Source organism: Geobacter hydrogenophilus, from assembly GCF_018501225.1.
GTDB lineage: Bacteria > Desulfobacterota > Desulfuromonadia > Geobacterales > Geobacteraceae > Geobacter > Geobacter hydrogenophilus.
On record NZ_JAHCZI010000004.1, the window covers coordinates 202,867 to 228,984 of the forward strand.

Genomic DNA, 26,118 nt, shown 5'->3' on the forward strand with positions numbered 1-26,118 from the left:
CAAAGTACTATTTCGGTAACATATCCCTTTTCTTGAGAAATTAAACGCCTGAAGCGGCCATGACCCTTCTTCCCTTCTCTCCCCGCTTAGTGATATGCTCGGCTCATTTGCTGAAAGGTGGAAATACCATGGACACCCGCAACCGCACCACACCCTTCAAGGGGCTGGTGGTCGACATTGAGCAGATGGACGTACGGATAGGCGACAAGGGATGGCACACGTTCCAGGTTGTACGCCATCCGGGAGGGGTTGGTGTCCTGCCGCTCCACGACGACGGGACCGTTACCCTCATCCGGCAGCTGCGCCCCTCGGTGGATGCAACGTTGCTTGAGATCCCGGCCGGCCGCCTCGATCCGGGAGAGGAGCCGGCGGCATGCGGCATGCGGGAGCTGGCCGAAGAGACGGGGCTCTCCTCGACCCGGCTCGAATCCCTCGGTGTCATCCTCACCTCGCCGGGAGTTTTTGACGAGGCGATCCATCTCTATCTGGCCACTGGTCTCTCCCAGGGGGAGGCCGACCCGGAGCAGTACGAGGAGATTGAAACGGTGCGGATACCCCTCGAGGAGGCCCTCGTTATGGCGACGGACGGCCGCATCCGCGACAGCAAGACTATCATCGCCCTTTTCCGGGCCAAGGCTGGGTTGCCATGATCCTCACCGGCCGGGCAGGAGAAGGAGAGGCAGGGATGCGTCTCGACGACGGGGCGGTGCGGCTCTTCCCGCAGCTCTCCAAGACCCGGGTCCGCAAGATCATCGACTGGGGGGGATGCGCCGTGGCCGGCGCCATGGTGCGGGTCGCCTCCCGCACGCTGCGGGCCGGGGAGGAGATCGTCCTCGGCGTCATGGAGCCGGAGCGCTACCAGGAGCTGGCCTACACCCGTGATGACCTCCTCTTCGAGAACGACGACTACCTGGCGGTGAACAAGGCGGCCGGGCTCAACTGCCAGCGGACCCCCTACCAGCTCAAGGGAACCGTGGAGCATGCGGTCACCCTCTACCTGCGCACCCTCGGGAGCCAGGAGCCGGCCCGGGTGATCCACCGTCTCGATCGGGGGACCTCGGGGGTGATGATCTTTCCCAAGACAAAGCGGGCAGCAGCCCACATTTCCGCCCAGCTGAAAGAAGGGAGGGTGGAAAAGGTTTACTGGGCCCTTGTTGCGGCCGAGCCGGAATCGGACCAGTGGGAGGTCAACGCCCCCATCGCCAAGGTGGGGAGCGCCCGTTACGGGGTGGCCACCCCGGGCCGTGGGGCACTGACCCGTTTCACGGTCATCGCCCGGGGGAGCGGCGGCTTTCTCGTGGAGGCCCGCCCCCTCACCGGCCGCACCCACCAGATCCGGGTCCACCTGGCCCACTGCGGTCTTCCCATCGTCGGCGACACCACCTACGGCGGCGAGAAGGCACCGCGGATGATGCTCCACTGCCGGGCCATGTCCTTTACCGCGGCCAACGGAATCCCGATCACGGTCGAGGCCCCCCCCGATGAGGCCTTCCGCGAAGCCTGCACTGGCCGGAGCATCTCATTGATACAGGGGTTGATTCATATCGACTGACGAAAAAGGGCGACGTTCCCGTCGCCCTTTTTCGTGTCAGCGTGTCCAGTTCACCCGGACGAAGCTCTCATCCTGGCTCCACTGGAGACCGAGCTTCCCGCTGTGGGATTTGTAGATCTCCTTCCCCAGCTTTTCCGCCAGCTTCTCGTCGGTGGTGCGGATGGTGAGGACATTCGCCTCCTGGCCGATCTCCATGATCCTCGCTAGGGGATTCTTGGCCCGCGTCTTCGCCTCGACGTTCTTGACGGCGTTCAGGATCACCTCTTCGTGCTTGAGGAGGTAGTCGCCGGACAGGGTGACGACCCCAGCGGGATTATTGTCCTTCATCCGTTGGCAGGCCGGGCAGACCACCTTTCCCGGCACGTGACCGGCAGGGAGCTTTGCCCCCTCGTCACCCTCGTTGAACCACCGTTTCCCCCAGAAGGCAGCCTTGCACCCGGTGCAGACCACCGCTTCTTCCTTACCTTCAGCCGGCAGGTAGACATCCGTGCTGCGGGCTGCCCTCTTGCCGTGCTCTTCAACGCCAAACCGCGCTGATCCACGTGGAGTTGCCATAGGCGTCACACCCCTTTCCCGGAAGGCTTCCTGCCTTCCGCCCAATCGCCTGCAGTACTTTTACACGTTCCAGTATACCACTCGCCTTCCGGGGCGCCACAGAGCTACAAGGCCCGGCTCTCCACCCGGTCTCTTCCCAGCCCCTTGGCCCGGTAGAGGGCCTGGTCCGCCGCATCCACCAACTCCCGGGCCGTCGCGGCGTCATCGGGGAAGGTGGCGATGCCGACACTCACCGTGAGGACACCGCCCGGCTGGGTCTCCTGGAGGGGAAAGGGGTGCTCGGCCACGGCCCGCCGCAGCTTTTCCCCGGCGATGAGGGCAAGGTCGCGGCCGGTTTCAGGCATGATGACCACGAACTCCTCTCCGCCGTAGCGGGCCGCGATGTCAGAATTCCTGATGCTGGCAATAAAAAGCTTGCTGATCTCCTTCAGCACCTCGTCACCACGCAGGTGGCCGTGCCGGTCGTTGTACTGCTTGAAAAAGTCGATGTCGATCATGGCGAGAGAGCAGTGCCTGCCGTAGCGGCGGGCCCGGGCCAGCTCGTGTTCGAGGCTCAGCCAGAACTGCCGCAGGTTGAAGAGGCCGGTGAGGGGGTCAGTGAACGCCTCGCTGGCGGCAATCTCATAATTGCGCTTGAGGAAATCGTAGTTGAGCTTCTGGGCAATAAGGCTGCGGGCCTTGAGAAGAAGCTCCTCCATTTCGGCCGGCAGGACGAAGAAGCCGTCGGCCCCCGCCTGGGCGCTTCCCACCTTTGCCGAGCGGTCGGAGTAGGGAGCGGTTATGATGACCGGGATCTGCTTGCTCCGCTCGTGGGCCTTGAGCCTCAGGCAGACGTCGATCCCCCCCACTTCGTTGAGGGAGAGGCCAAGGATGCAGAGGTCGGGGGCCATGGAAATCCCCTTGTCCAGGGCATCCCGCCCCCCCGAGGCGACGAGGGGCTCGTACCCTTCCTCCCGGAGCCGCGCCAGGAGGGGCATGAGTAGGTCCCCTTCAACTCCTGCCACCAGCACCCGCGGTGTGCGGACCAGGCGGAAGGAACCCCTCCCCTTGGGAATGAGCACGGTAAAGGTGCTCCCCTCGCCGGCCCGGCTTTCCACGGCAATGCGCCCACCGTGGAGGTCCACGAAGTGCTTCACCAGGGCGAGGCCAAGCCCGAGGCTCCCGGGGGTGGCAACCGCCCCGCTCCCCATCTCGAAGCTCTTGAATATCTGCCCCAGCTCCTCTTCCCGAATTCCCGGACCCTGGTCGGAAACCGCCACTTCCAAAAACTGCTCCTCAACGCCTCCGGGGGCCACGTCCCGCAGACGCACCGTGATCCGGGATCCCCTGGGAGAAAATTTGAGGGCGTTGGTGGTCAACTCTTCGACAATGAAAGAAAACTTCCCCTCGTCGGCCATGAGGGTGCCCGGACCATTCACACAGCCGACGTCGATGGCAACCCCCATCTTCTCGGCCGTTTCCCGCAGCCGCTTCACCACCCGGTCCAGGGCATCCTGCACGGGGAACTCCTTGGGGAGAAAAACCGCCATCCCCAGGTCACTCCCGGAGAGCTCCAGAACCCGCTGGAGCATCCGCTGGAGCCGCATCCCCCGTATGACGATGGCTTCGAGGCCACGCCGCTGCTCGGAGTTCACCTCTCCCATGGCGCCGTCGCGGAGACAGGAGGCGAAATCGATGATATGGTCCAGGGGACGCTGGAACTCCCGGGACATGTGGGCAAGGAACTCGGATTTCACCTGGTTGGCCATGAAGAGGCGCTCATTGGCCTGCTCCAGCTCCTCGGTCCGCTCCCGGAGAAGGCGGCGCAGAAGGTCCAGTTCCCGGGCGCTGACGATCTTCCGTGATCCTGCCATGGCGCCCCCTGTCAGGCCACGGGCCAACGGGTCGTGTGGGGGTCGAAGGGGGCTTCTCCCCCCTTCGGTTCCCTCCCCCGGAGGATGGCGCGGGCCGGGGCGCCGTCCCCGCCGGCAATCTTGAGGGGAAGGCAGACCAGTTCGTACTCACCCGGCTCCACCTCGGCAAGGGTGATCCCCTCCAGGATCACAACCCCCGCGTCCAGGAGCATCCGGTGGACGGTGATGCCGCTTGCGATTCCCTCGATGGAGAGGTAGTCGATCCCCACGAGCCGGACTCCCGCTTCGATGAGAAACGCTGCCCCCTCCTCGGTGAGGTGGGCGAAATCGTCCTGGAAGCCTGGGCGGTCCCAGAGGAGGGAATTGTCGGTCCGCAAGAGAACCCGCTCCTCCCCCCGCACCGGAAGACGGGAAAGCTCACGACGGCCGATGGCCCGCTCGCCGCGAACGTCCAGCACCCGGGCCTTCCCCATGAGAAGGGAGAGGGGAAGGTGGTCCACGGTGGCGCCGCCGTCGCGGCAGTGGCCCGGCACGTCCAGGTGGGTGCCGCTGTGGGTGGTCATGGTGATGCGGGAGACGTTGGCCGTGTCTCCCCGGGCGATGCGGGTGACCGGCTCGAAGGTGACCGGCGGGTCGCCGGGGTAGACGGGAAGGTCGGGGGAGAGGGGAACCGTGATGTCGTGGATTGTCATGGATGGCCTCCGCTGCGTGGGGATCACGAAAAAGTATACCCGCGGCGGAGGAATTTGCGAGGACGAGCGCTACATTGCCGAAATCCCGGCAAGGAGACGCTCAAGGTCATCGCGGCCGAAATGGTAGCGCTCCCGGCAGAACTCGCAGGTCACCTCGGTCTCACCCTGTTCGGCCAGGAGGGAGGCGAGGTCGTCGCGCCCAAGCGATATGAGGACCCGCTCGATCCGCTCCCGGCTGCAGGAGCAGACAAAGGCCAGTGCCCGCTTCTCCAGGGTGTCGTAGGGAATTCCCTCGAAGAGGTACTCCAGGAGCCCCTCGGGACTCTTCCCCTGCCGGAGGAGCTCCGTGACCGGCGGCATGGCGCCGATCCGCTCCATGAGCCGGTCCACCGCCTCGTCGTTGTGGGGAGGAAGCGACTGGATGAGGAACCCGCCGGCTGCGGCAATGGCGCCGGCCGGCTCCACGAAGACCCCGAGCCCCACCGCCGACGGCACCTGCTCCGAGTCGGTCAGGTAGTAGGCGAGGTCCTCGGCGATCTCGCTCGTGTAGAGAAGCACCGTCCCGGTGTAGGGCTCCTTGAGCCCCAGATCCTTGGTGACCGTGAGGAGCCCGGCCTGGCCGATGGCGGCGGCCACGTCCAGCTTGCCGTCCTCCCGCAGGAGGCTCACCTCCGGGTTCCCCACGCAGCCACGGACGGCGCCGTTGGCGTCGGCCTCCACGAGGATCTTCTTCAGGGGGCCGTTCCCCTCGAAGCGGAGGGCCACCCGCTGGCCGGTCTTCAGGAGCGCTCCCATGAGGGCCCCGCCGGTCACGGCGCGCCCCAGGGCCGCCGAGGCGGTGGGCCAAGTGCCGTGACGGCGGCAGAGCTCACCCACGAGGCCGGTGGTGACGCAGGCGAGAGCCCGGATGCTGCCGTCCCTGGTGATGACGCGGACGAGATAGTCGGTGATGATCGAGTCGGTGCTGTTTCCCATGATCTATACCAATCCCATGACAAAGTTGAATTCGCTCGTCCCCGGCACCCCCTCGCCCCGGGCAAAGGCGTCGAGAATGGGGCGCCACCGTTCCCGGGGGGCCTGGGAGAGGTCCACCACGAAGGAGCCGCACCCCGCCTCCTGGAGCCGGCCCCGGAAGTGGGTGACGGAGAAGCGGACCGCCGGGGTGATGGTGGTGAGGTCCCCCCGCACCGTCACCTCGTACTCCTCCCCCCGGTCGGAGACCAGGGGGGCATCCCCCTTCACCCCCTTGATGGCGATGCGGGTGGTCATGGCCGGCACCCCCCCGTAGACCAGGACCCGCCGCCGCACCGGCACCGGCGCGGCCAGGAGCGCCGCCATGTTCTCCACGTCGTCCTCGATGTAGAGGGTGGAGGTGGTCACCCCCAACTCATGCCACGCCATGAGGGCCTGGGTGTTGAGGGAGAAGAGGCGGTAGTCGGTGGAGAGCTCCACGTCCCGTCCCGCAAGGAGGGGGAAGTGGGAGAGGTTCGAGAGCTCGAAGCGGCGGAACCCCTGACCCGTGAGGAGGGCGATCGCCTCCTGGTAGAAGGGGATTTCAGCATCGAAGATGACGAAGGGGAGGTGCCAGATGATCCGCCCCTCGTCCCCCCGGAGCTTGCGCGCCGTGAGGGGAACCTGGTGGATGTTGGCCCGTGAAACCGGAAGGATCGCGGCGTCGACCCCCTGCTGGCGGAGGATGGCCGTATCGCGCAGGTGCTCGATCCGGACCGTCACCTCACTCTTTGCCTCGCGACGCGGGTGCCCCGGCGGGACCAGAGAGGCCAGGGCCCGTTTCCGCGCTTCGGCCCGGCGCTGGGCAGCGCCGGCGGCCACCTTCTCGCCCAGCCGGCGATAGAAGTCGCGGCGGATATCCTTGAGCCGGGCCGGCGGGATGAGGACCGAGGGGAAGCCCGGGGCGTCAAGGCCCAGGAACTCGAAGGGGGTCTCGCCGGTGCGGGAGAACTGGGCCCGGAGGACCCCTGCCATGTCGCTGGTGGTGGAGGGCTCCAGAAGGCCGACCGGAAACTCGGCGGTAAATTCGACACCGGCGGCCCGGGCGCCGATGCGGAGGGTCTCCCCGGCAAGGGAAAGCTCAAGGGAACAAGGCATCTTCCCCGGCTTTACGGCGTCGAGGCGCCTTAGGCAGGCGTTCTCGCTCATGGTGAAGGCAGTCTCGGAGGAGACCTTGAAGACCGCGTCCCCCGCCTTGAAGGCGAAGGGGGAGACCACCGTGACGATGCTCCGCTCCCTGGCCGACTTCACCCGCTCCTTCCCCACAAAGATATCCTTTACCGTGAAGGCCTTGCCGGCCATGTCGCTCTTGGGCTGCACCCGGACCCGGTCCCCCACGAAGAGGCGGTCTTTCGTTTCAAAGGTGAGCCGGTCCCCCCGCACGCTCTTCACCTCCCCGAGAAAACGCCCGGTGGCGCCCCGGAGGGTCGGGATGGCGATGTCGGTGGGTGTGCGGGAGGCCATGAACCCCTTGGTGGGGACCCGGCCGAAGGAAAACTTGAGGATCTCCTTGGCCCGGGCCGCCGCCTCGGCCCGCTTGCGCTCCGGGGCGTCGAGGACGAGGCGGTAGGCCTCCACCACGCTCGCCACGTACTCGGCCGACTTCATCCGCCCCTCGATTTTCAGGGACGCGACCCCGGCGGCGGCCAGGTCGGGGATGAGGTCCACGGTGGAGAGGTCGTTGGTGGAAAAGAAGTACCCCTCGTTCTGCCGATGGCGGTAGTGGCGGCGACACGGCTGGGCGCAGCGCCCCCGGTTGCCGCTGTGGCCGCCAAGAAACGACGAGAAGTAGCACTGCCCCGAGATGGCGAAGCAGAGGGCGCCATGGACGAAGCACTCGATCTCAACCCCTGATTCGCGGCTGATATGACGGATGTCGTCGAGGTGGAGCTCCCGGGCGAGGACCACCCGCTCGAACCCCATATCCCTGAGCATCCGGGCGCCGGGAAGGTTGTGGATGGTCATCTGGGTGGAGGCGTGGCGGGGAAGGCCCGGAAAGTGGCCCCGGATGAGGCGGGCAATTCCCAGGTCCTGGAGGATGACGGCGTCGGCCCCCATGGCCTCAAGGGCGGCGAGGGTCTCCACGAGCTGCGGCAACTCCCCCTCCTTCACGAGAGTGTTGAGGGTGATGTAGACCTTGCGGCCGAGGCCATGGGCATAGGCCACCATCCGCTCCATCTGGGGGAGGGAGAAGTTCTTCGCCTTGGCCCGGGCCGAGAACTCCCTGAGTCCCGCGTAGACCGCGTCGGCCCCCTTCTCCATGGCGGCAAAGAAGGCCTCCAGGGAGCCGGCCGGGGCGAGAAGTTCCGGTTTTTTCTTATGTTCATAGGGTTTATGCATCCCTTCAGACTACCCGAAGGGGGGAGAGAAGGTCAAGGAGAATGGCCGGAACGGAAGCCGGTTTGCGCTTGTGCCGCCGTGTGCTAAGTGATATAAGGGGCCGGCTGTATACATTGGCTCGCATCCCGATGCCCGACACCGGCTCGCGAGCCTTGGAGGATGCACGGATGGTGCAGGAACACACAGAATCATTCTGGGGCGGAATCATCAAGTCCATGGGGCTTGTTTTCGGCGACATCGGCACGAGCCCCATCTATACCCTCACGGTCATCATGACCCTGACGAAACCGGACGCCGAGCATGTCCTCGGCATCCTCTCCCTCATCGTCTGGACTCTCATCATCCTCGTCTCCGTGGAGTACGCCTGGCTCGCCATGAGCCTCGGCCGCAAAGGGGAGGGGGGGACCATCGTTCTCAAGGAAATCCTGGTCCGGCTCCTCAAATCGGGGCGCCAGGTGGCCTTCGTCGGCTTTCTTGCCTTCATGGGGGTCTCGCTCCTGCTGGGGGACGGCATCATCACCCCGGCCATCAGTATCCTCTCCGCCGTGGAGGGGATGCGGCTGATCCCGGGATGGGAAAACCTCGCCCAAGGGATCCTGATCCTCATTGCGGCGGTCATCGCCCTCATCCTGTTCATCTTCCAGTTCAAGGGGACCGACAAGGTGGCCGGCGCCTTCGGGCCGATCATGGTCATCTGGTTCGGTGCCCTGACTCTGTCGGGGATCGTGTCGATCGCCGGCACTCCGGAGGTCGTCAGCGCGGTGAGCCCCCATCATGCCGTGAGCTTCCTGATGCATAACGGCATGGCCGGGTTCTTCATCCTCTCGGAGGTCATCCTCTGCGCCACCGGCGGCGAGGCCCTCTACGCCGACATGGGGCACCTGGGGCGAAAGCCGATCATCCGGGCCTGGTACTTCGTCTTCTGCGCCCTGGTCATCAACTACCTGGGGCAGGGGGCCTTCATCCTGAGAAACCCCAACGAAACCAACATCCTCTTCTCCATGGTGAAGAGCCAGGCGCCCATTCTCTACATTCCCTTCCTCTGCCTCACCATCATGGCTACCATCATCGCATCCCAGGCCCTCATAAGCGGGGTCTTCTCCATCGTCTACCAGGGGATAACCACCCGGATCCTCCCCCTCATGAAGGTGGACTACACCTCCACGCACCTGAAATCCCAGATATACATCGGCGCCGTCAACTGGTCACTGCTGGTGGCGGTCATCTTCATCATGCTCATCTTCAAGAAGTCTGAGAACCTGGCCGCCGCCTACGGCCTTGCGGTCACCGGCACCATGTTCATCACCGGCATCATGATGACCATGATCTTCTCCCGCACCACCAAGAAGTGGAAGGTCCCCATCGCCCTGGCGGTGACCCTCATCGATCTGGTCTACCTGACGGCGAACTTCCACAAGCTCCCCCACGGCGGCTACTGGTCACTGATCCTTGCCTCGATCCCCCTGGCCATCATGATCATCTGGACCCAGGGGCAAAAGGCACTCTACCGGGCGCTCAAGCCCCTGGACCTGGAGACGTTCCTTCTCTCCTACGGGCAAATCTACGCCAAAGGGCACAACATTCCGGGCACCGGGCTGTTCTTCGTGCGGGAGACGGCGGTGGTCCCCCCCTATGTGATCCACTGCATCATCCGGAGCAACATCATTTACGAACGCAACGTCTTCGTCTCCCTGAACCGCTCCGACGAGCCCTTTGGCGTCAGCGCCAAAGTCACGAAGGGGATCGGGCCGGGGCTCGACAGTTTCGAGATCCATGCCGGCTACATGGAGCTGGTTGATATGGAAAGGCTTCTCAAGAAGAAGGGTGTGGAAGAAAAGGTCATCTTCTACGGCATCGAGGACATCGCCACCAACAACCCCATCTGGCGCGTCTTCTCAACCATCAAGCGGCAGACCGCCAACTTCGTCCAGTTCAACAAGCTGCCGGTCAGCAAGCTGCAGGGTGTCGTAACGCGGGTGGAGATGTAACCGTGAAAGGGACCGGCCGTGGACCAGAATAAGGGAGACGTCTCACTGGGCGGAATCGTCAAGGCCCTCGGTCTCGTCTTCGGCGACATCGGCACGAGCCCCATCTACACCCTGACGGTAATCTTCACCCTGACCCAGCCGACGCGGGAGAACGTCTTCGGCATCCTGTCGCTGGTTTTCTGGACCATGACGATCCTCGTCACCATGGAGTACGCCTGGCTCGCCATGAGCCTGGGGCGAAAGGGGCAGGGGGGAGAGATCGTCCTGCGGGAGATCATCATGAAGCTGGTGAAGACGGGGCGTCTCGTGGCCTTTGCCGGCTTTCTCTCCTTCGTGGGGGTATCGCTCCTGCTGGGTGACGGGGTTATCACCCCTGCCATCAGTATCCTCTCCGCCGTGGAGGGGCTCCTCCTTATCCCCGGCCTCGAAGGACTCTCCTCCGGAACCCTTGTCGCCATTGCCGCCGCCATCGCCATCGGCCTCTTCTCGGTCCAGTTCAAGGGGACCGACCGGGTGGCAGGCACCTTCGGCCCCATCATGGCGGTCTGGTTCAGCACCCTGGCCGTCACCGGCGTCGTCTCCGCCCTCTCCATGCCCGAGATCGTGGAGGCGATCAATCCATGGCACGCCTTCACCTTCTTCCGGGAGAACGGCCTGGCCGGCTACTTCGTCCTCTCCGAGGTGATCCTCTGCTCCACGGGGGGCGAGGCCCTTTACGCCGACATGGGACACCTGGGGCGCCGCCCCATCGTCAAGTCGTGGTACTTTGTCTTCATGGCCCTCTATCTGAACTACCTGGGGCAGGGGGTCTTCGCCATTACCCACCCGGAGGCGAAGAACCTCCTCTTCGGCATGGTCCGGGATCAGATGCCGGCCCTCTACATCCCGTTCCTCATCCTCACCATCATGGCCACCATCATCGCCTCCCAGTCCATCATCAGCGGGGTCTTCTCCATCGTCTACCAGGGGATAACCACGCGGCTCCTGCCGCTCATGCGGGTCGACTACACCTCCCGGGAAATCAAGTCCCAGATTTACCTGGGCGCCGTCAACTGGTCCCTCATGGTGGCGGTCATCCTCGTGATGCTCCTTTTCCGCAAGTCCGAGAACCTGGCCGCCGCCTACGGCATGGCGGTCACCGGCTCCATGACCATCACCGGCATCATGATGATCATCGTCTTCGCCCACACCACCAAGAAGTGGCGGGCCCTGGTGGCCCTGGTGATCACCCTCATCGACGCAGCGTACCTCCTCTCCACCTTCTCCAAGATCCCCCACGGGGCCTACTGGTCCCTGATCCTGGCGTCGATCCCCTTTGTCACCATCATCATCTGGACCCGGGGACAGCGCTCCCTTTACCACGCCCTGAAACCCCTCGACCTGGAGACCTTCCTCATCTCCTACGAGCAGATCTACGCCAAGGGACCCATCCGGGGGACCGGCCTCTTCTTCACCCGCGATTCCGACGTGGTCCCACCCTACGTGGTCCACTGCATCATCCGGAGCAACATCATCTACGAGCGCAACGTCTTCATCTCCCTCGTCATCACCGACGAGCCCCTGGGGGTCGACACCGAGCTGATAAAGGGAATCGGGCCGGGGCTCGACGCCTTCCGGATCGAGGCCGGGTACATGGAGGTGGTGGACATCGAGGCGCTCCTCAAGGCGAACGGCATCCAGGAGAAGGTCATCTTCTACGGGGTCGAGGACATCTCCACCCGCAACCCCATCTGGCGGGTCTTCTCGGTCTTCAAAAAGCTCACCCCCAATTTCGTCCAGTTCCACAAGCTGCCGGCCAGCCGCCTCCAGGGTGTCGTGACGCGGGTGGAGATGTAATACTTCCAATCCCCTCCCTTCCATTGACAAGCACGCCTCGCGCCTTAGAATTACCTTACAAACTGCGGCAGAGGAGTCCTTCAATGAAAAAAACTATCGCCATAGTGATGATGCTGGCGGTCGGCAGCCTTGCGGCTGCCGCTTCCCAGGAGGAGGAAAAACCTTACTTTGCCGCCATCGGCAGCGACGGGATCCAGCATGTGGAAATCGTTGGGGGGAGCTACTTCTTCAAACCGGGCCATATCGTTGTCAAGGTGAACGTGCCGGTGGAGTTGAAGGTACGAAAAGAGGCCGGGATGGTTCCTCACAATATCGCGATGAACTCGCCGGAGGCCGGGATCGTTTTCGATGTCACCCTGGGGGATGAGCCGAAAATCGTGAAATTCACTCCTGTCAAGAGGGGCAAATACAGCATGTACTGCACCAAAAAACTTCTCTTCTTCAAGAGCCACCGGGAAAAGGGCATGGAAGGCCTGCTCGAAGTGGTCGAATGAAACCCGAGAGTCAGGGCTTGGCGAAGAGGAGAACACAACTGCCGTTCGGACTGGGATGATTCACCATGGATATACTGGCACTGCTGGGGACGGCCACCGGCATCGCGCTCTTTTCGGGACTGAGGCTCTACACGACAATTCTTGCCATCGGCCTTGCCCTGCGGTTCGGCTCCTTCCATCTCCCGCAGGGCCTCGCAGGGCTTTCGGTCCTTGCCGACTGGCGGGTGCTTGCCGTTGCGGCGGCATGTTTCGTTGTCGAATTCCTGGCGGACAAGATTCCCCTCGTCGATTCGGTCTGGGACGGGATCCACACCTTTATCCGCCCGATCGGCGCCGCGGTGCTCGGGTACACCGTTATCGGCAACTATGACCCGTGGATTCAGGTGGCGATCGTCCTCGCCTGTGGCGGCATCGGCTTCACCGCCCATTCGGCGAAGGCGGGCACCCGCGTGATCCTCAACCAGAGCCCGGAACCCATCAGCAACATCGGGGCAAGCCTGGTGGAGGACCTGTTCGCCGTGGGCGGCTCCCTGGTCGCCCTGACACACCCCCTTCTGATGCTGGGAGTGGTCGTGATCTTCCTCCTTGTCTTTGCCTTCCTCGCCCGCAAGATCGTGCATCTGCTGATCGGCCGGTTTTGGCGCCCCCGGGACGGCCTGAACGGACCATCGTGATACCCTGCGATGGCCAGGCAGCGAACTCTCAGATGAACAGGAAGATCGATTCCACCTGGAGCCGGATGTCTTCAATGGCGTTGTCTAGGTCTCGGAGGATCGTCTCAATGGCGTCTGCGTCGATGCCGGGAAAGTGCTCGGCCATGCGGAGCCATGCCCCGTACTCGGTCTCGCCCCCCTCGCTCACCTCATACCCGCCGTAGTCGATGCTCCGCCAGCGGCAGAACTGGTCAGCGACGGCGATGATGGAGACGAGGTCGGCATCATCCTGGGGAGCGTGGGTCGGATCATGATGGTAGAGCATGGCATCGGTCACGAATTTCGGAACATTCCACCGTTTGCCGATGACGTGGCCCACTTCGCTGTGGGTGGTGCCGAGCAACAGGGACTCGACCCCGTGGAAGGAATGCCCCTCTGCCTTGGCCCTCTGGGCGATCTGGGCAAACATCGGTTCGAGATAGTAGTTGAGGAACACCTCGCCGATGTCGTGGAGCAACCCGGCAATATATGCATTGTCCGGTTCGGCGTAGCCGACCTTTTTGGCGATCCTTTTGGAGACCAAGGCGACACCAAGGGCGTGAGACCAGAGCGTTGCCCGATCGATGACCCCCTTCCCCTCCCTGAACAGGTCGATGATCGAGCAGGTGTAGATGACCTCCTTGATGTGATCCAGCCCCAGATATACGATCGCCTCCTTCAGGGAGACGATGTTTTTCATGGTGCTGTAATAGGGGGAATTGACCAGCCGCAGAAGTCGGATCGTCAGCACCTGATCCATGAGGAGAAGGTCCAAAATCTCCTGAATGTCCACCTCGGGGTCGTGAAGTTTCTGTACAATGCTGACAATAACCGTCGGGACGGTTGGAAGTTCGGGAATCGTCGCCAGCAGCGCTTCGGCCCTGGCAATCCGATTGTCGACATTCATGGGATGCCTCCTGTGCCTGGTCCCTAACCTTTTGGACTCACAGCTCTTATCGGCATCCCCCGCCGCTTTCTTGAGAGGAAAACCGATCCTCCCCGCAGGGAGTCGAACGGCGCCATAGCCACGCTGCCGCTCCGTGATACAATTATCAGGTTTGCGGAGCATGAACAGGGTACCTTATCTTCTGCGCATCGAAACGGAGGGTACACACATGGAAGGTTCAAAGCGATTCGGGGAGACCTACCGCACGTGGGCAACGGGAGAGAAAACCGAGGGGATATGCGAGGTGTGCGGCGGGGAGTTGGAAATTGATCCGGAAAGTGGCGAGCAGTCGTGCCCGTCCTGCGACAATCCGGAGCCTTAGGATGCGCGCCGAAAGAACGTCTGCGCCCCATTTCCTTGCCAGCCGGGAGTAATAAACCGTCGTGAACCTCTTTCTGCTCGTCTTTTTCCTGGTCTACGGCGGCACCCACGCCTATTTCTTCATCAAGGCGCGGGGGGCCTTCGGCTTCGGCCCATCCATAGGGGCACCCCTCGCCCTTTTCCTGGCGCTCATGGCCCTCGCGCCGGTCCTCGTCCGTATCACCGAGCGGCACGGGTGGGAATTCACGGCCCGTTTCCTGGCCTGGACCGGCTATCTCTGGATGGGTCTCCTCTTTTTCTTCTTCTCCGCATCCCTTGCCATGGACCTCTTCCACCTCGTTCTCAAGGGGGGAGGAGCGCTCCTGCAGCGCGACCCGTCTCTCCTGATCATCGGGAAGAGGGCCGCCTTCGGCATCGCCGCAGCCTACGCGGTATTGGCATGCCTGTCGAGCTCTATGGAGGCGGGGCACATCAGGTCCCGGCGGATCGTTATCCCCACCACTAAACTTCCCGCCACTATCCCGAAGCTGACGATAGCGCAAATTTCCGATGTCCATTTGGGTCTGATTGTGCGGAAGGAACGGCTTGAGAATATCCTGGCCAAGGTCAGGGAGGCCAGGCCCGACATCGTCGTTTCGACGGGGGATCTGGTGGACGGACAGATCAACGACCTGTCGGCTCTGGAAAAACCCCTGGCTGAGCTCTCGCCCCGGTACGGAAAGTTCGCGGTAACCGGCAACCACGAGGTTTACGTCGGTCTCGACCAGGCCATCGCTTTCACTCGCAGGGGAGGATTTACGGTCCTGCGGGGGGAGGGGGTGACCGCCGGGGGGGTGGTGAACATCGCCGGGGTCGACGACCCCGCAACCCCTTCGCCGCCCCATGCCGAGCGGAACGTCCTGGCGGGACTCCCCGCCGACCGCTTCACCATCCTTCTCAAGCATCGCCCCCGGATCGACGGGGAGACCGTTGGACGCTTCGACCTCCAACTCTCGGGCCACGTCCACGGCGGCCAACTCTTCCCCTTCGGGCTCCTGGTCCGCCTCTCCTATCCCTACATGGACGGCTTTTATCGGCTGGCGAACGGGTCAGCCCTCTCCGTGAGCCGCGGCAGCGGCACCTGGGGTCCGCCGCTCCGTTTCCTGGCCCCCCCCGAGGTTACCATCATCGAACTGATCCCCTTCGGCTGAATCAGGGGATAGCCGTTCATCAGGTGCTGCCGTACGCCTTGGCCAGGTCATTGTCGATGACGTAGATGCAGACTTCCTTGGCGCCGTTCTTAGTATAGCGGAACTTGCTGCAGAGGTTGTTGACGAGGAAGGTGACGTCGTCGCGGATCCGCTTGTCGTAGGTCTTGAACTCCTCTTTCCCGAAATCCTTGATGGCGCGGCGGAAGTTGACGTTCTCCAGGAAGGGGTCCAGGGCCTTCTCCTTCAGGTTGAAGACATATTTGTCGAACAAAGTCCGGTAGAGACGAGTAGCGGTTATCCCCTTCCCCTCGAAGAGGATCTCCTGGGCCAGGGTGTGGGCGGCGTACTCCCGCTGGATCTCTTTCCGGAAGGCGAGACGCTGCTCCCGGTCGCGGCCATTGCTCCCCAGAAGGCGGTTCTCGATTCCCTCGAAGAACGACTCGCTGATGTGGAGCTTGTCCCTGGTCCAGGTGCAGGTTTCGTCCACCTCGGGCTCGAAGTTGATGGCAAAGAGGTAGTTCTGAACGTCCCGGGAGATCTGCTCCTCGTTGTAGTAGTAGAGGGATTCCTTCACCTCCTGGAGAATGGTGAAATTGTAGAGCCCCCTGAGGGCGTCGAGGAAGCCGTTGGGGAGCTGCTTTCCCAGTTCCGGGTGGACCTTGGTGAAGAAGGCGATGAGGATGGTCATGGTGATCAGCTTGTCCTTGCGGGCAAAGGTGGAATAGAACTCGCCGAAGATCTTCAGGGCGTCGCGCCCGGAGAACCCCCTGTGTCCCTCGCTCTCCCCCTCGGCAATAATCTGGCGACGCCGCTTGGCGGTGAGGCGCTTGCGGTCCTCCTCCGAAAGCCAGGGAGGGATGAAGCCGGTATAGATCTCCATCTTGAGGAGCTGGAGGTTGAAATCGCAGAAGGTGCTGTAGCGGTGGGGCTCGGGGATCCACTCGTGCATGGCGAAGGAGCGTTCGTCCATGCGCGACGCGATGATGATCCGGGCGAAGTTGTGGAGGACCCGGGGCAGGAAGCTGTGGTCGATATGCTTGCCGAAGGTGTTGCGGTAGATCTCCACCTCGGTGTTGAGGTCCAGCACGTAGGGTATCTTGATGTACTCGATCCGGTCCAGGAACGACTGGTACCCCTCGATGTTGCTCTTGTCCTCGGGGTTCATGAGGGCCAGGAACAGGGAATCGACGTTCTCCTCCAGGTCGTCCACCTTGTGGACCCCCTCGCTCACGATGTTGTGGAGTTCGATGAGCCGGTCGGTGTTGTGCCCCTTGATGTCCATGAGGGCGTAGATGCCGTTGTTGGTCTTGGCATACTCGGAGAAGAGGTACTTCACCAGGTTGCTGTCCTTGAGGATGGCGTTGATCCGGCTCTGGAGCATCTCGTTGGTGAAGACGCTGTTGCGCATCGGCTTGTCGCCGGGGTTGAAGACGCTGACCCCCTCGCCGAGGCGACGATTGAAGCGGTAGGGGCGGGCGTGGAGCATGCCGAGGACCGCGGCCGGGCTTTTCAGCCGGGCCAGGAGCGCCTGGTAGAGGGAGCTGCAGATGGTGCAGGGGGTGTCGCGAAAGAGCCACTCGTACTCCTTCTCGGTGAAGAGACGCCACTTCATCTCGTCGTTCTTGAACAGATCGTCGAAGAACTGGCGCCTGAGCTGCTTCGGAATCACGAGGAGGGGATTGTCGTGGGAGGGGCAGGGGATCTCCACGTAGTCATCCCCCGGATGGAGGGCGTGCTCCGCCGCCAGGAGCTCATCCTGGTTGAAGTCGTGCTCCTCCAGGAGCTTGGAAAGCTTGTCGAGAAACACCGCCGTCTCGTGCCGGGTGAACCCCCCGAATGCCTGGCGGTCCAGACGCCAGACCGCCTCGTAGCGTATCCCCGCCTCGGTATTGACGTAGTTCTCGAACTTCAGGAGCAGGTTGTTGAGGAAGGTGCTCTTGCCGCTTCCCGGCGGCCCCTCGAAAACATAGATCTTGTTCTGGAGGGAACCCCGTTTCAGGGCCTCCACGAGGCCCACGAACCGGTTGGCGAAGAGGCGGTCGGCGAAGAAGGGATGGTCGGTCCCCTCCACGAAGAGGCGGCGGCAGTCATAGGGGATGAAATGGATCGACTCGGGGTCGTCGGGATACTCGTCGGCGCCGATGTCGATGTGGCTCATGACCATGTCATGGAAGACCTGGAAGACGTTGCGGATGACCCGCGTGGGATTGGCCACGAGAATCTTCAGGAACTCCTCGAAGGGAATGGGGGCCAGGTGCTCCCATTCGTTCGCGATCCGGTCCATGTGATGTAATGCCCTGCTTATGGTGTCCATGGGTCTATTCCGCTCACACGAGAGTCTTGGAAAGTGTCCGGTTTTCCATGGTGTAGACGTGCCGGCGCCAGTGGATCTTCGGCGCTTCCCCTTCACCGCGGGGCGCGCCCGCTTCCTGGGGAGGAGCCGACGCCACTTCGCTGGTCTCCAGCTTCACCGGTCCCCCCCAGAGGAATTCTATTCCCAGCATGGTGTTGGCGATAAAGTCCGAGATCAGCGGTTTCCCCTCGAAGAGATGGTTGAGGTAGAGGGTCTTCCCTCCCCCCTTTGTCCGATCCACCTCGATGCGGGGTGGATGGTAGAGGGAGTCCTGGAGCATGCCCCGGTATTCCTCGGCCTTACGGCTCTTGACATAGTACTGCCACGCTGTCCGCTCCGCATTCAGGCGCTTCCCCACCACGAAGAGGTGGTGGCGGTTGACGAAGTCCTGGTCCACGTACGTGTTGATGAAGGTGAAGTCGCAGAGGTTTTCCCGCACCGCGAAGATAACATCGCGCCCCGTGCCGGTTGCCCGGTCGAACTCCTTCCGGGCATGGCTGTCGGCCAGCCGCTGGTACTCCAGGGAGAGCCGCCCCTGATCGGCCCCCTCCTCGATCTGCTGGAAGAGCCGCATTCCGATGGCATAGGGATTGAGCCCCACCCGGTGAAGGCAGGTGACCCCCGAGTGGACCCGTGCGAAGTCCACCTCGTGCCCCTTGATCCGGTCGTCGGTGAGAAAGAGGGCCTCGTGCCAGTAGCTGGCCCACCCCTCGTTCATGATCTTGGTCCGGATCTGGGGCTGGAAGTAGACCGACGTGGAGCGGATCACCTCCAGCACTGACTTCATCCACAGGTTCTCGTCCTGGTTCAGGAACTCCGAATGCTCCATGAGGAACTGGAGGAGATCGAGCCGCTCCTCTTTCTTCTCCCTGGTTCCCTTGAGATAGAACGCCTCGAACTCCGGATGCTTCGCCACCACGTCGGCAAAGAAGCTCTCCTCGCACATCTCACCCACTTCCCGCTTGCAGCGGTTGTAGCGCTCGATCTCCTTCACGTACTCGGCGGTCTTCACCCCCTTGACCTCCTGGAGGAAGACGTCGAAGTAGTAGTCAAGCCGCTTGGAAAAGGCGGGGCGGTCCTGCCGGAAGAGGTGGGAGAGCCCGTCAAAGTACCCCACCAGGTTGTCAATGGCGCGGGCGAACTCGATGACGTAGTCGACCCACCGGCCGTGCTCGGAGCGCAGCCGCGTGATGAGCCGCTTGTCGGCCAGGGCCTTCCCGGTCAGGTCGTATTCCCAGGTGTGGCGGAAGTAAAGGTTGTTCTGGAAAAAGTCGATGTGGGCCAGGACATGATAGAAGATCATCACGTTCAGCCAGTCGGGGTTGTTGTCGTTGTAAAAGGAGATGGGAGGCCGGGTGTTGATGACTGTCTCGTAAGGGTTGCTGGGGTAGAGCTCGTACTTACCCTTTTCCCTGAGCAGTTCCACGTCATGGACCCAGTAGTCGTAGAGGGTCGGGATCATCACCTTGGGGTGGAGTTCCAGCATGTCCCGGTTGGTGACGATGTACTCCAGGGTCTCGTCGGAGAAGCGCAAGCCGGCATCGCGGGCCCGCTCCTTGCACCCTTCCATGATTGTTTTCGTATGCTGGTCGATGAGTTCCATAATGAATGTTCTGTGTAGGGGCGCTGCTTGCCGCGCCCTTGCATCCGATGACGGGCGCGGCAAGCAGCGCCCCTACCCCATAAAATTCCTACGAAATCAAACGCTTGATCCCATCGATAATCCGCGTTTCGTCGGCATCCTCGCCCATCACATCCATGCGCAAAAACTCCGGCTTTTCATCCAGGAGCCCCGATCCCTTCAGGTACCGCTCCACTTCGGTGGCCCCGCGGGAGCCGTAGGCGTTATGCTCGGCGATGGTGATCCCCACCCGGTTGGTATAGGTGAGCATCCGCCGCAGCTCGGGAATGGTCTCCTCGCCGTTGGTGTCCCAGTCGTCGCCGTCGGTGCCGTGGAAGACATAGATGTTGTAATCCTTGGCAAGGCTCTCCTGCTCCACGATGTCGTTCACCATCTTGTAGGCCGCTGCCACCCTCGTTCCCCCGGCCACCCGGAGGTTGTAGTAGGTGTAGAAGTCGGGAACCTCCCGGGCGTCGTTGTCATGGAGGACGAATCGGGTCTCCACCTGCCTGGCGAACTGGTAGAGGAGCCAGCTGTAGATGAGCACGTGCTGGGAGCAGATCACCTCCGACGCCTTCCCCTCCATGGAGCCGGAATAGTCGCGGACGAAGAAGACGAGAGCCTGGGACTCGTACTCCAGTTCCCGGGAGAGGATCCGGAAGATTCGGTCACGGGGGTCGATGAGGAGGCGGGTCGTGTCGATGTTGGTAACATCGTCGATGTTCCCCAGGGCGATGTTGGTCTCGATGACCCGCCTGAGGGTCTGTTTCTTTTCGAGGATCTGGCCGAAGCCCCGGTTGCGGTCGGTGAGGTCGTAGGTGTAGTGGGAGAAGGAGCTCTTCTTCCCCTTTTCCTTCAGGTTCGGCAGATTGAACCGCTCCGTCAGAATCCGCCCCAGGTCGTAGGCCGATGACTCCAACTCATGCCCCTCGCCGCCGCCGTGCCCAGCAGTGCCGCTTCCCGCCCCCTGCTCGGGGCGAACCGGCTGCTCGCCGAGGATATCCCCTTCCGCCTCGTCGCCGGTCCCCCCCATGGGCTCCTCCTCTTCGGGAGGAGTGGGGGCCCGATCGTGCATGAACTTCTCTTCCACCGTGGTGGGGACCACCACGAACTTCTCCTGTTTCCCCTTGCCCGGCTTGATGAGCTTGCCGATCCGGATCTTGCGGGGAAAGCCATCCTCTTCCCGAAGCCGGTCCCGCTCCAGAAGTTCGTCCAGAGAGCGGATCCGGGTGGTGTAGGACCCTTCTGGCTCGGGGGCAAGGGAGGAGATATTCCACAATTCAATTGGTTTGGAATCGTCGGTTTTCATTATGGTTCCGACCCATTCAGAAACGTGGATTTTTGATTCGGCCTCTGGCCTCACCCTGCGGGCATCATTCGATGTCCAATTTGCCTTTGGCAAAATGTCGCAAGGTCAAGGCGCTCGAAGGATTGCGCGGAGGCGTAGCAGTGCTACGCCGCACAAGCAATCGTGAAGATCAATGCAGAGATTGCGGACGCGTTTCTATATCTCGTCTTCTTGCGTGCAGAAGTACTCTATCGTCTTCTGGGCGCAGGTCCGGCAGTAGCCCAGCTTCTTCAGCATGGTGTCAACCATCCGGTCATAGAGCTTCTGGTTCTCCTCGTTGGTCCGGTTGGCAAGGGCGCCGATGAGGCTCCCGGCACCGGCGATGTCGCTCTTGAGCCGCACATCGGTCACCGCCTTCACCAGCTCCAGGTTGTCCATGAAGTCGTAGGTGGGATCCACCGAGATCTTCTGGCCGTAGATCTTGCGAATGGAGGTACGGAAGCTCTCCCGCTGCTCGTCGGTCTTGAGACCGAGACGGTCCTCCACGTTCTTCACGTAGCGCTCATCGATCTTCAAGGCCTTCAGCTCGCCGGTCTGGGGATCTTTGTACTTCCACATCCGGTCAGGGCCGAGACTCTCCGCGTCGATGCCGATGATCATGTTCACATAGTTCATGACGTCCTTCTTGACGGCGTAAGGCTCATCCATGTAGGCGTTGAACATCTCGGTCATGATCCGCTCGCGGTAGAGCCCCTTGGCGATCTTCAGGTCCTCCAGGTACTTGGCCCGGTCGTTCTGGTCGGGAACGTAGTCGAGGACGATCCGCTCCAGGGACTTGAACACGTCGTAAGCCACCATGCAGCGCCCCTCGTTGGTCTCCGAGCTCTCCACGAGGAGCTGCACGGCCCGCCCCAGGTTCCGCTGGCCGAGCCCCTTCTGGCCGAAGCGCTTGGTGACGTCCTGCTCCTGGCTCAGGATGTCCACCACCTCTGCCAGAGTCTTGAGGCTCTTCTCCCCGGCGATCTCGCCGGCGGCCAGCTTCATGGCCTCGATGGGGGTGAGTTTCTCGGAGCGTGGAAGCCGCGTGAGCACCACCCCCACGCAGGAGGCGTAGTTCAGGTTCGGGTCCTGGTGGAGCTCCTCCCGGTTCAGGGTGGTCTTGGTCTCGCCGCCGATGGCGTAGGTGGTGAGCTGCTCCTGCATCCGGTAGTTGGTGTTGTGGGAGACGTAGCAGATGCGGCAGCGGTCGATGATGGGAGCCTCCTCCTTCTCGGAGAGGTAGCGGTTGAACTCGGCGTTGTTGCTGGTGGCGATGATGAGGGTGTCGATGGGCCAGCGGTAGCCGTCGATCTCGATGACCCGGTTCTGGATGACCCCCAGGTAGACCTGCACCAAGTCCTTCTTGTTCTTGTAGATCTCGTCGGAGAAGTGGATGCCGCCGCCGGCCACCCGGGCCAGGGCGCCGCGGCGGAGATCAAAGCGGTAGGGGTTGTTGATGTCGGTGATGTGGAGGAGCCGCTGGATCGACTCTTCACCCAGAAGGTCCACGGCGCTGGAGGTGATCTTGTCCTTGGCCGCGTATTTGCCGGTGACGGTTCCGAGGGTCTCGGTGAGCGGGACCGGAATCACCTCGATGAACTTCAGCATCTCTTCGATGTTACCGCCGGTGAAGGTGCGGATGTCGTTGAGGATGTAACTGGAGCAGGCCCCCAGGGGGCGGTAGTTGTCGGCCAGCTGCTGAAGCTCCTTGTCGGTGAAGCCGAACTCCCGGGCCAGGAACTCCGTGGCCTCGTCTTGTGACTCGAAGAGGTTCATGGCGAGCACCATGGGATCCTCGTAGGTCTGGGACTCGATAATGTCGATCTTCCCGTAGCTCCCCAGCTGCGCCATCCCCGTGTAACGGAAGGAATGGCGCCGGTTCTCGGGCTTCGCCAGGAACTCCCGGTAGCGGCCGCAGACATACTCCACGAAGAAGGTCTTGCCGTTGCCCGGCTCTCCCACCAGGACGAAGGCCATCTCCTTGGAGGACCCCCCCTCGGCCGCATCCTTCACGAAGGAGACGAAGCTGTTGATCTCGTCGTACATGCCGACGGGGTGCTTGCGGCCGGTGCGGAAGATCCGGAAATCGTAGGTGGTGCGGCCATTGACCACAACCTTGTCGACCCCCTGCTCCAGGATCATCCGGGTCACCCCCTGGAAGGCATTCTCGAAGCGGCGTCTCCCCTCCTTGACCGCAGCGATGTGATCGCGAAGCGTCACGGTGCCGGTACCGTTCATCGTTTTCTCCCCCCTCGGAACGCGGGCAGGCGAAGAGCGTCTTCACCAGCCCGAAAAGTGCGGGTCGCGGGGCAACCCTTGGCGCTAATTAAGTATACACATTTTTTCGGGCAGCCAAGACCGGCACAGTATTTTTTTCTCGATGAATATGCCGCCATTCCAGAGCGTTATGTTTTAACCACTCTATAGCAACAGGATGGCAAAAGGCCGGAAACAGAAAAAGGGGAAAGACCGAAGTCCTTCCCCTTTTCATGTTCAACCGGAATGAGCCGGAATGATTTACATCATGCCGCCCATGCCACCCATTCCGCCCATGCCGCCGGGCATTGCCGGCATGGCTGCCTCTTCCTTGGGCTTGTCGGCGATCATGGCCTCGGTGGTCAGCATGAGGCCGGCCACGGATGCGGCATTCTGCAGGGCGCAGCGGGAGACCTTGGTCGGGTCGATGATGCCGGCCTGGAGCATGTCGGTGTACTCGTCCTCGGCGGCGTTGTAGCCGAAGGCGTCGGCGCCGTTCTTCACCTTGTCGACGACGATGGAGCCGTCAACGCCGGCGTTCTGGGCGATCTGGCGGATCGGCTCCTCAAGGGCACGCTTGATGAGGATGACGCCGAACTGCTGCTCCACCGGGAGGGAAACGCCGTCAAGAACCGGCAGGGAGCGAATGTAGGCAACACCGCCGCCGGGGACGATCCCCTCGTCAACGGCTGCGCGGGTAGCGTGGAGGGCGTCCTCGACGCGGGCCTTCTTCTCCTTCATCTCGGTCTCGGTGGCGGCACCGACCTTGATGACGGCAACGCCCCCCACCAGCTTGGCAAGGCGCTCCTGGAGCTTCTCGCGGTCGTAGTCGCTGGAGGTCTCCTCGATCTGGGCGCGGATCTGCTTCACGCGGCCCTGGATGTCGGCTTCGACGCCGGCGCCGTCAATGATGGTGGTGTTGTCCTTGTCAACGGTGATCCGCTTGGCGGTGCCGAGCATGTCAAAGGTTGCGTTCTCGAGCTTGAAGCCGAGCTCTTCGGAGATCACCTTGCCGCCGGTGAGGATGGCGATATCTTCCAGCATGGCCTTGCGGCGGTCGCCGAAACCCGGGGCTTTCACGGCGCAGATGTTGAGGACGCCGCGGAGCTTGTTGACCACGAGGGTGGCCAGGGCCTCCCCCTCGATGTCCTCGGAAATGATGAGGAGCGGGCGGCCGCTCTTGGCGGTCTGCTCAAGGATCGGGAGGAGATCCTTCATGTTGGAGATCTTCTTGTCGTGGATCAGGATGTTGGCGTTCTCGAGGGAAGCCTCCATGCGCTCCGGATCGGTCACGAAGTAGGGGGAAAGGTAGCCGCGGTCGAACTGCATCCCTTCCACGGTCTCAAGGCTGGTCTCCATGGCCTTGGCTTCCTCGACAGTGATGACCCCTTCCTTGCCGACCTTCTCCATGGCCTCGGCGATGATGCCGCCGATGGTCTTGTCGTTGTTGGCGGAGATGGTGCCGACCTGGGCGATCTCCTTGTGGTCCTTGATGGGCTTGGAAATCTTCTGGAGCTCGCCCACGATGGCCTCGACAGCCTGGTCGATGCCGCGCTTGATCTCCATGGGGTTGTGGCCGGCGGCCACCAGCTTGGAGCCCTGGCGGTAGATGGCCTGGGCGAGGACCGTGGCGGTGGTGGTGCCGTCGCCGGCAACGTCGGAGGTCTTGGAGGCGACTTCCTTCACCAGCTGGGCGCCCATGTTCTCGAACTTGTCATCCAGCTCGATTTCCTTGGCGACGGTGACGCCGTCCTTGGTGATGAGCGGAGAACCGAACGACTTCTCGATGACGACGTTGCGCCCCTTGGGGCCGAGGGTCACCTTGACGGCGTCGGCGAGGGTATTGACACCTTTCAGGATGGCGTTGCGCCCTTCCTGATCGAACTTGATAATCTTGGCCATGTTACTCGTTCCTCCCTATTTATTTCTTCGTTTTCGTATGTTGTTCCTGTGCTGTTTCATGGCACAGCCAAAGGCTCCCGATGCAAGGCGCGTGAGGAGCGGGGCGCGAGGCGTACCCATCGGTACGTTGAGCGTGCCGCGACGAACGCAACGCCGCAGATGGACCTTTGGCGAAGCCAGCCACTCTATTCGATGACGCCGAGGATGTCGTCTTCGCGCATGATGAGGAAGTCCTCTCCCTCGACCTTGATGTCGGTGCCGGCATACTTGCCGAAGAGCACCTTGTCGCCCACCTTCAGGTCGATGGGGATCACCTTGCCATCCTCGGTCTTCTTGCCATTGCCCACGGCCACGATTTCTCCGCGCTGGGGCTTCTCCTTGGCGGTGTCGGGGATGAAGATCCCTCCGGCGGTAACTTGCTCCTCCTCGATTCTCTTCACGAGGATGCGGTCCTGCAACGGTCTGAGTTTCATCTGCTGCTTCTCCTTTCTTCCATGAGTATGCTCACGATATTTCATCGAAAAAAATTAGCACTCGATACAGCTGAGTGCTAACGCGAAGTAACTATAGTCACCCCCCGGACAAAAATCAAGGTCATTCGCAAAAAAAATTTCAGGGGGAAGAAGACACGGAGGGACGTGGCGGCGCCAGGGCCTCAAGGACTTTCTGGGAAAGGTCGCGGGCAAGGGCCCGGGCGAGTCGGCCCCGCTCCCGGTCGATGGTGGAGCGGTCGTGATCGAAGAAGCTCTCCATGGGGACAAAAATCTCCACCGATGGAATGCTCTTGCCGGGCTCATGGACATAGACCCGGGCCTTGACCCGGATATTGGTGGAGCAGCACCCCGAGTCCTCCACATAACTCCAGATGTCGCCGGAGATGTAGTACTGGCGGGCGAGCCAGCCGGGGTCCACCACGCTCACCTCGTCCTTGAGGATGGCGAAGGAGCGGATCCCCGTCTCGCGCCGACGGCCGTTGAGCTGGTCCACGAAATCGTTGAAGACCGTTGCGGAGAATTCCTCGGGGACCAGGGCGCCGGCAAAGGGTACCACGTAGGCGGTCTCCACGTCGGAGGCGGGGCGGAAGGAGGGGGAGACGCTGATCTGGGGTTTTGGTCCGCACCCGGCCAGTCCCATAACGACGAGGGCCAAAAGCGCCGGATAAACAAGCGCGCGTGTCAATCTGCCGCAG

The 26,118-nt window shown here is 62.3% G+C and carries 21 protein-coding genes; 8 read left to right on the forward strand and 13 right to left on the reverse strand.

Annotated elements, in window-relative coordinates:
* Window positions 1-128: 128 nt before the first annotated feature.
* Window positions 129-650 (forward strand): NUDIX hydrolase, encoded by a 522-nt coding sequence (locus tag KI811_RS09190; protein ID WP_214186177.1) that lies wholly within the window; start codon window positions 129-131, stop codon window positions 648-650.
* Window positions 647-1,552, forward strand: a complete 906-nt coding sequence (locus tag KI811_RS09195) for an RluA family pseudouridine synthase (RefSeq protein WP_214186178.1) — start codon at window positions 647-649, stop codon at window positions 1,550-1,552. Before KI811_RS09190 ends, KI811_RS09195 begins: the two co-directional genes overlap by 4 nt.
* Window positions 1,553-1,588: 36 nt before the next feature.
* Here the strand turns inward: KI811_RS09195 and KI811_RS09200 are convergent, their stop codons facing one another.
* From KI811_RS09200 to KI811_RS09220, 5 genes are all read right to left on the reverse strand, one after another.
* Complete coding sequence (locus tag KI811_RS09200; protein WP_214186179.1) at window positions 1,589-2,107, reverse strand: BCAM0308 family protein; 519 nt, start codon at window positions 2,105-2,107, stop codon at window positions 1,589-1,591.
* A 104-nt stretch (window positions 2,108-2,211) separates the two neighbouring features.
* Window positions 2,212-3,960, reverse strand: coding sequence for a diguanylate cyclase (locus KI811_RS09205; RefSeq protein ID WP_214186180.1), 1,749 nt, complete (start codon window positions 3,958-3,960; stop codon window positions 2,212-2,214).
* An 11-nt stretch (window positions 3,961-3,971) separates the two neighbouring features.
* Complete coding sequence (locus KI811_RS09210) at window positions 3,972-4,652, reverse strand: cyclase family protein (RefSeq protein WP_214186181.1); 681 nt, start codon at window positions 4,650-4,652, stop codon at window positions 3,972-3,974.
* Window positions 4,653-4,721: 69 nt separating this feature from the next.
* Window positions 4,722-5,627, reverse strand: coding sequence for an Hsp33 family molecular chaperone HslO (gene hslO, locus KI811_RS09215; protein WP_214186182.1), 906 nt, complete (start codon window positions 5,625-5,627; stop codon window positions 4,722-4,724).
* 3 nt (window positions 5,628-5,630) lie between these two features.
* Window positions 5,631-8,003 carry a U32 family peptidase gene (locus KI811_RS09220; protein ID WP_214186183.1) on the reverse strand — a complete coding sequence of 791 codons (2,373 nt, stop codon included), beginning with the start codon at window positions 8,001-8,003 and terminating at the stop codon, window positions 5,631-5,633.
* 167 nt (window positions 8,004-8,170) lie between these two features.
* Here KI811_RS09220 and KI811_RS09225 point away from each other — a divergent pair, with 167 nt between their 5' ends.
* The 4 genes from KI811_RS09225 to KI811_RS09240 all read left to right on the forward strand — a co-directional run bounded on the left by KI811_RS09225 (window position 8,171) and on the right by KI811_RS09240 (window position 12,995).
* Window positions 8,171-9,991 carry a KUP/HAK/KT family potassium transporter gene (locus KI811_RS09225; RefSeq protein ID WP_214186184.1) on the forward strand — a complete coding sequence of 607 codons (1,821 nt, stop codon included), beginning with the start codon at window positions 8,171-8,173 and terminating at the stop codon, window positions 9,989-9,991.
* Window positions 9,992-10,009: 18 nt separating this feature from the next.
* Window positions 10,010-11,827, forward strand: coding sequence for a KUP/HAK/KT family potassium transporter (locus KI811_RS09230; protein ID WP_214186185.1), 1,818 nt, complete (start codon window positions 10,010-10,012; stop codon window positions 11,825-11,827).
* A gap of 83 nt (window positions 11,828-11,910) precedes the next feature.
* Window positions 11,911-12,321, forward strand: coding sequence for a cupredoxin domain-containing protein (locus KI811_RS09235; protein ID WP_214186186.1), 411 nt, complete (start codon window positions 11,911-11,913; stop codon window positions 12,319-12,321).
* Window positions 12,322-12,386: 65 nt separating this feature from the next.
* On the forward strand, window positions 12,387-12,995 hold the full coding sequence (locus KI811_RS09240) for a DUF4126 domain-containing protein (protein WP_214186187.1): 609 nt from the start codon (window positions 12,387-12,389) through the stop codon (window positions 12,993-12,995).
* 28 nt (window positions 12,996-13,023) lie between these two features.
* On the opposite strand, the gene KI811_RS09245 is transcribed toward KI811_RS09240, so the two are convergent.
* Window positions 13,024-13,920, reverse strand: a complete 897-nt coding sequence (locus KI811_RS09245) for an HDOD domain-containing protein (protein WP_214186188.1) — start codon at window positions 13,918-13,920, stop codon at window positions 13,024-13,026.
* A gap of 208 nt (window positions 13,921-14,128) precedes the next feature.
* Here KI811_RS09245 and KI811_RS09250 point away from each other — a divergent pair, with 208 nt between their 5' ends.
* Both KI811_RS09250 and KI811_RS09255 read left to right on the forward strand, forming a co-directional pair.
* Window positions 14,129-14,281 carry a hypothetical protein gene (locus KI811_RS09250; RefSeq protein WP_214186189.1) on the forward strand — a complete coding sequence of 51 codons (153 nt, stop codon included), beginning with the start codon at window positions 14,129-14,131 and terminating at the stop codon, window positions 14,279-14,281.
* A 61-nt stretch (window positions 14,282-14,342) separates the two neighbouring features.
* Window positions 14,343-15,470: a metallophosphoesterase gene (locus KI811_RS09255; protein WP_214186190.1), complete on the forward strand. Its 1,128-nt coding sequence runs from the start codon at window positions 14,343-14,345 to the stop codon at window positions 15,468-15,470.
* A 19-nt stretch (window positions 15,471-15,489) separates the two neighbouring features.
* Here KI811_RS09255 and KI811_RS09260 read toward each other — a convergent pair whose 3' ends face one another.
* The 7 genes from KI811_RS09260 to KI811_RS09290 form a co-directional block, all read right to left on the reverse strand.
* Window positions 15,490-17,784, reverse strand: coding sequence for a serine protein kinase PrkA (locus tag KI811_RS09260; protein ID WP_214186191.1), 2,295 nt, complete (start codon window positions 17,782-17,784; stop codon window positions 15,490-15,492).
* A 13-nt stretch (window positions 17,785-17,797) separates the two neighbouring features.
* The gene (locus KI811_RS09265) at window positions 17,798-19,426 is read right to left on the reverse strand and encodes a SpoVR family protein (protein ID WP_214186192.1); all 1,629 of its coding nucleotides are present in this window, start codon (window positions 19,424-19,426) and stop codon (window positions 17,798-17,800) included.
* Between the two features lie 88 nt (window positions 19,427-19,514).
* Window positions 19,515-20,753, reverse strand: coding sequence for a DUF444 family protein (locus KI811_RS09270; protein WP_214186193.1), 1,239 nt, complete (start codon window positions 20,751-20,753; stop codon window positions 19,515-19,517).
* A gap of 195 nt (window positions 20,754-20,948) precedes the next feature.
* The gene (locus KI811_RS09275) at window positions 20,949-23,009 is read right to left on the reverse strand and encodes a serine protein kinase PrkA (RefSeq protein WP_214186194.1); all 2,061 of its coding nucleotides are present in this window, start codon (window positions 23,007-23,009) and stop codon (window positions 20,949-20,951) included.
* Window positions 23,010-23,288: 279 nt separating this feature from the next.
* The gene (groL, locus tag KI811_RS09280) at window positions 23,289-24,929 is read right to left on the reverse strand and encodes a chaperonin GroEL (protein WP_214186195.1); all 1,641 of its coding nucleotides are present in this window, start codon (window positions 24,927-24,929) and stop codon (window positions 23,289-23,291) included.
* Between the two features lie 185 nt (window positions 24,930-25,114).
* Complete coding sequence (gene groES / locus KI811_RS09285) at window positions 25,115-25,402, reverse strand: co-chaperone GroES (protein ID WP_004513794.1); 288 nt, start codon at window positions 25,400-25,402, stop codon at window positions 25,115-25,117.
* A gap of 139 nt (window positions 25,403-25,541) precedes the next feature.
* Window positions 25,542-26,108 (reverse strand): hypothetical protein, encoded by a 567-nt coding sequence (locus tag KI811_RS09290; RefSeq protein WP_246551589.1) that lies wholly within the window; start codon window positions 26,106-26,108, stop codon window positions 25,542-25,544.
* Window positions 26,109-26,118: the final 10 nt, after the last annotated feature.

Coding starts and splice junctions, on each gene's coding strand:
- KI811_RS09275 (WP_214186194.1), bottom strand. CDS start 23,009: ATGAACGGTACCGGCACCGTGACGCTTCGCGATCACATCGCTGCGGTC.
- KI811_RS09265 (WP_214186192.1), bottom strand. CDS start 19,426: ATGGAACTCATCGACCAGCATACGAAAACAATCATGGAAGGGTGCAAG.
- KI811_RS09250 (WP_214186189.1), top strand. CDS start 14,129: ATGGAAGGTTCAAAGCGATTCGGGGAGACCTACCGCACGTGGGCAACG.
- KI811_RS09190 (WP_214186177.1), top strand. CDS start 129: ATGGACACCCGCAACCGCACCACACCCTTCAAGGGGCTGGTGGTCGAC.
- KI811_RS09225 (WP_214186184.1), top strand. CDS start 8,171: ATGGTGCAGGAACACACAGAATCATTCTGGGGCGGAATCATCAAGTCC.
- groES (WP_004513794.1), bottom strand. CDS start 25,402: ATGAAACTCAGACCGTTGCAGGACCGCATCCTCGTGAAGAGAATCGAG.
- KI811_RS09270 (WP_214186193.1), bottom strand. CDS start 20,753: ATGAAAACCGACGATTCCAAACCAATTGAATTGTGGAATATCTCCTCC.
- hslO (WP_214186182.1), bottom strand. CDS start 5,627: ATGGGAAACAGCACCGACTCGATCATCACCGACTATCTCGTCCGCGTC.
- KI811_RS09260 (WP_214186191.1), bottom strand. CDS start 17,784: ATGGACACCATAAGCAGGGCATTACATCACATGGACCGGATCGCGAAC.
- KI811_RS09205 (WP_214186180.1), bottom strand. CDS start 3,960: ATGGCAGGATCACGGAAGATCGTCAGCGCCCGGGAACTGGACCTTCTG.
- groL (WP_214186195.1), bottom strand. CDS start 24,929: ATGGCCAAGATTATCAAGTTCGATCAGGAAGGGCGCAACGCCATCCTG.
- KI811_RS09210 (WP_214186181.1), bottom strand. CDS start 4,652: ATGACAATCCACGACATCACGGTTCCCCTCTCCCCCGACCTTCCCGTC.
- KI811_RS09245 (WP_214186188.1), bottom strand. CDS start 13,920: ATGAATGTCGACAATCGGATTGCCAGGGCCGAAGCGCTGCTGGCGACG.
- KI811_RS09200 (WP_214186179.1), bottom strand. CDS start 2,107: ATGGCAACTCCACGTGGATCAGCGCGGTTTGGCGTTGAAGAGCACGGC.
- KI811_RS09240 (WP_214186187.1), top strand. CDS start 12,387: ATGGATATACTGGCACTGCTGGGGACGGCCACCGGCATCGCGCTCTTT.
- KI811_RS09220 (WP_214186183.1), bottom strand. CDS start 8,003: ATGCATAAACCCTATGAACATAAGAAAAAACCGGAACTTCTCGCCCCG.
- KI811_RS09235 (WP_214186186.1), top strand. CDS start 11,911: ATGAAAAAAACTATCGCCATAGTGATGATGCTGGCGGTCGGCAGCCTT.
- KI811_RS09195 (WP_214186178.1), top strand. CDS start 647: ATGATCCTCACCGGCCGGGCAGGAGAAGGAGAGGCAGGGATGCGTCTC.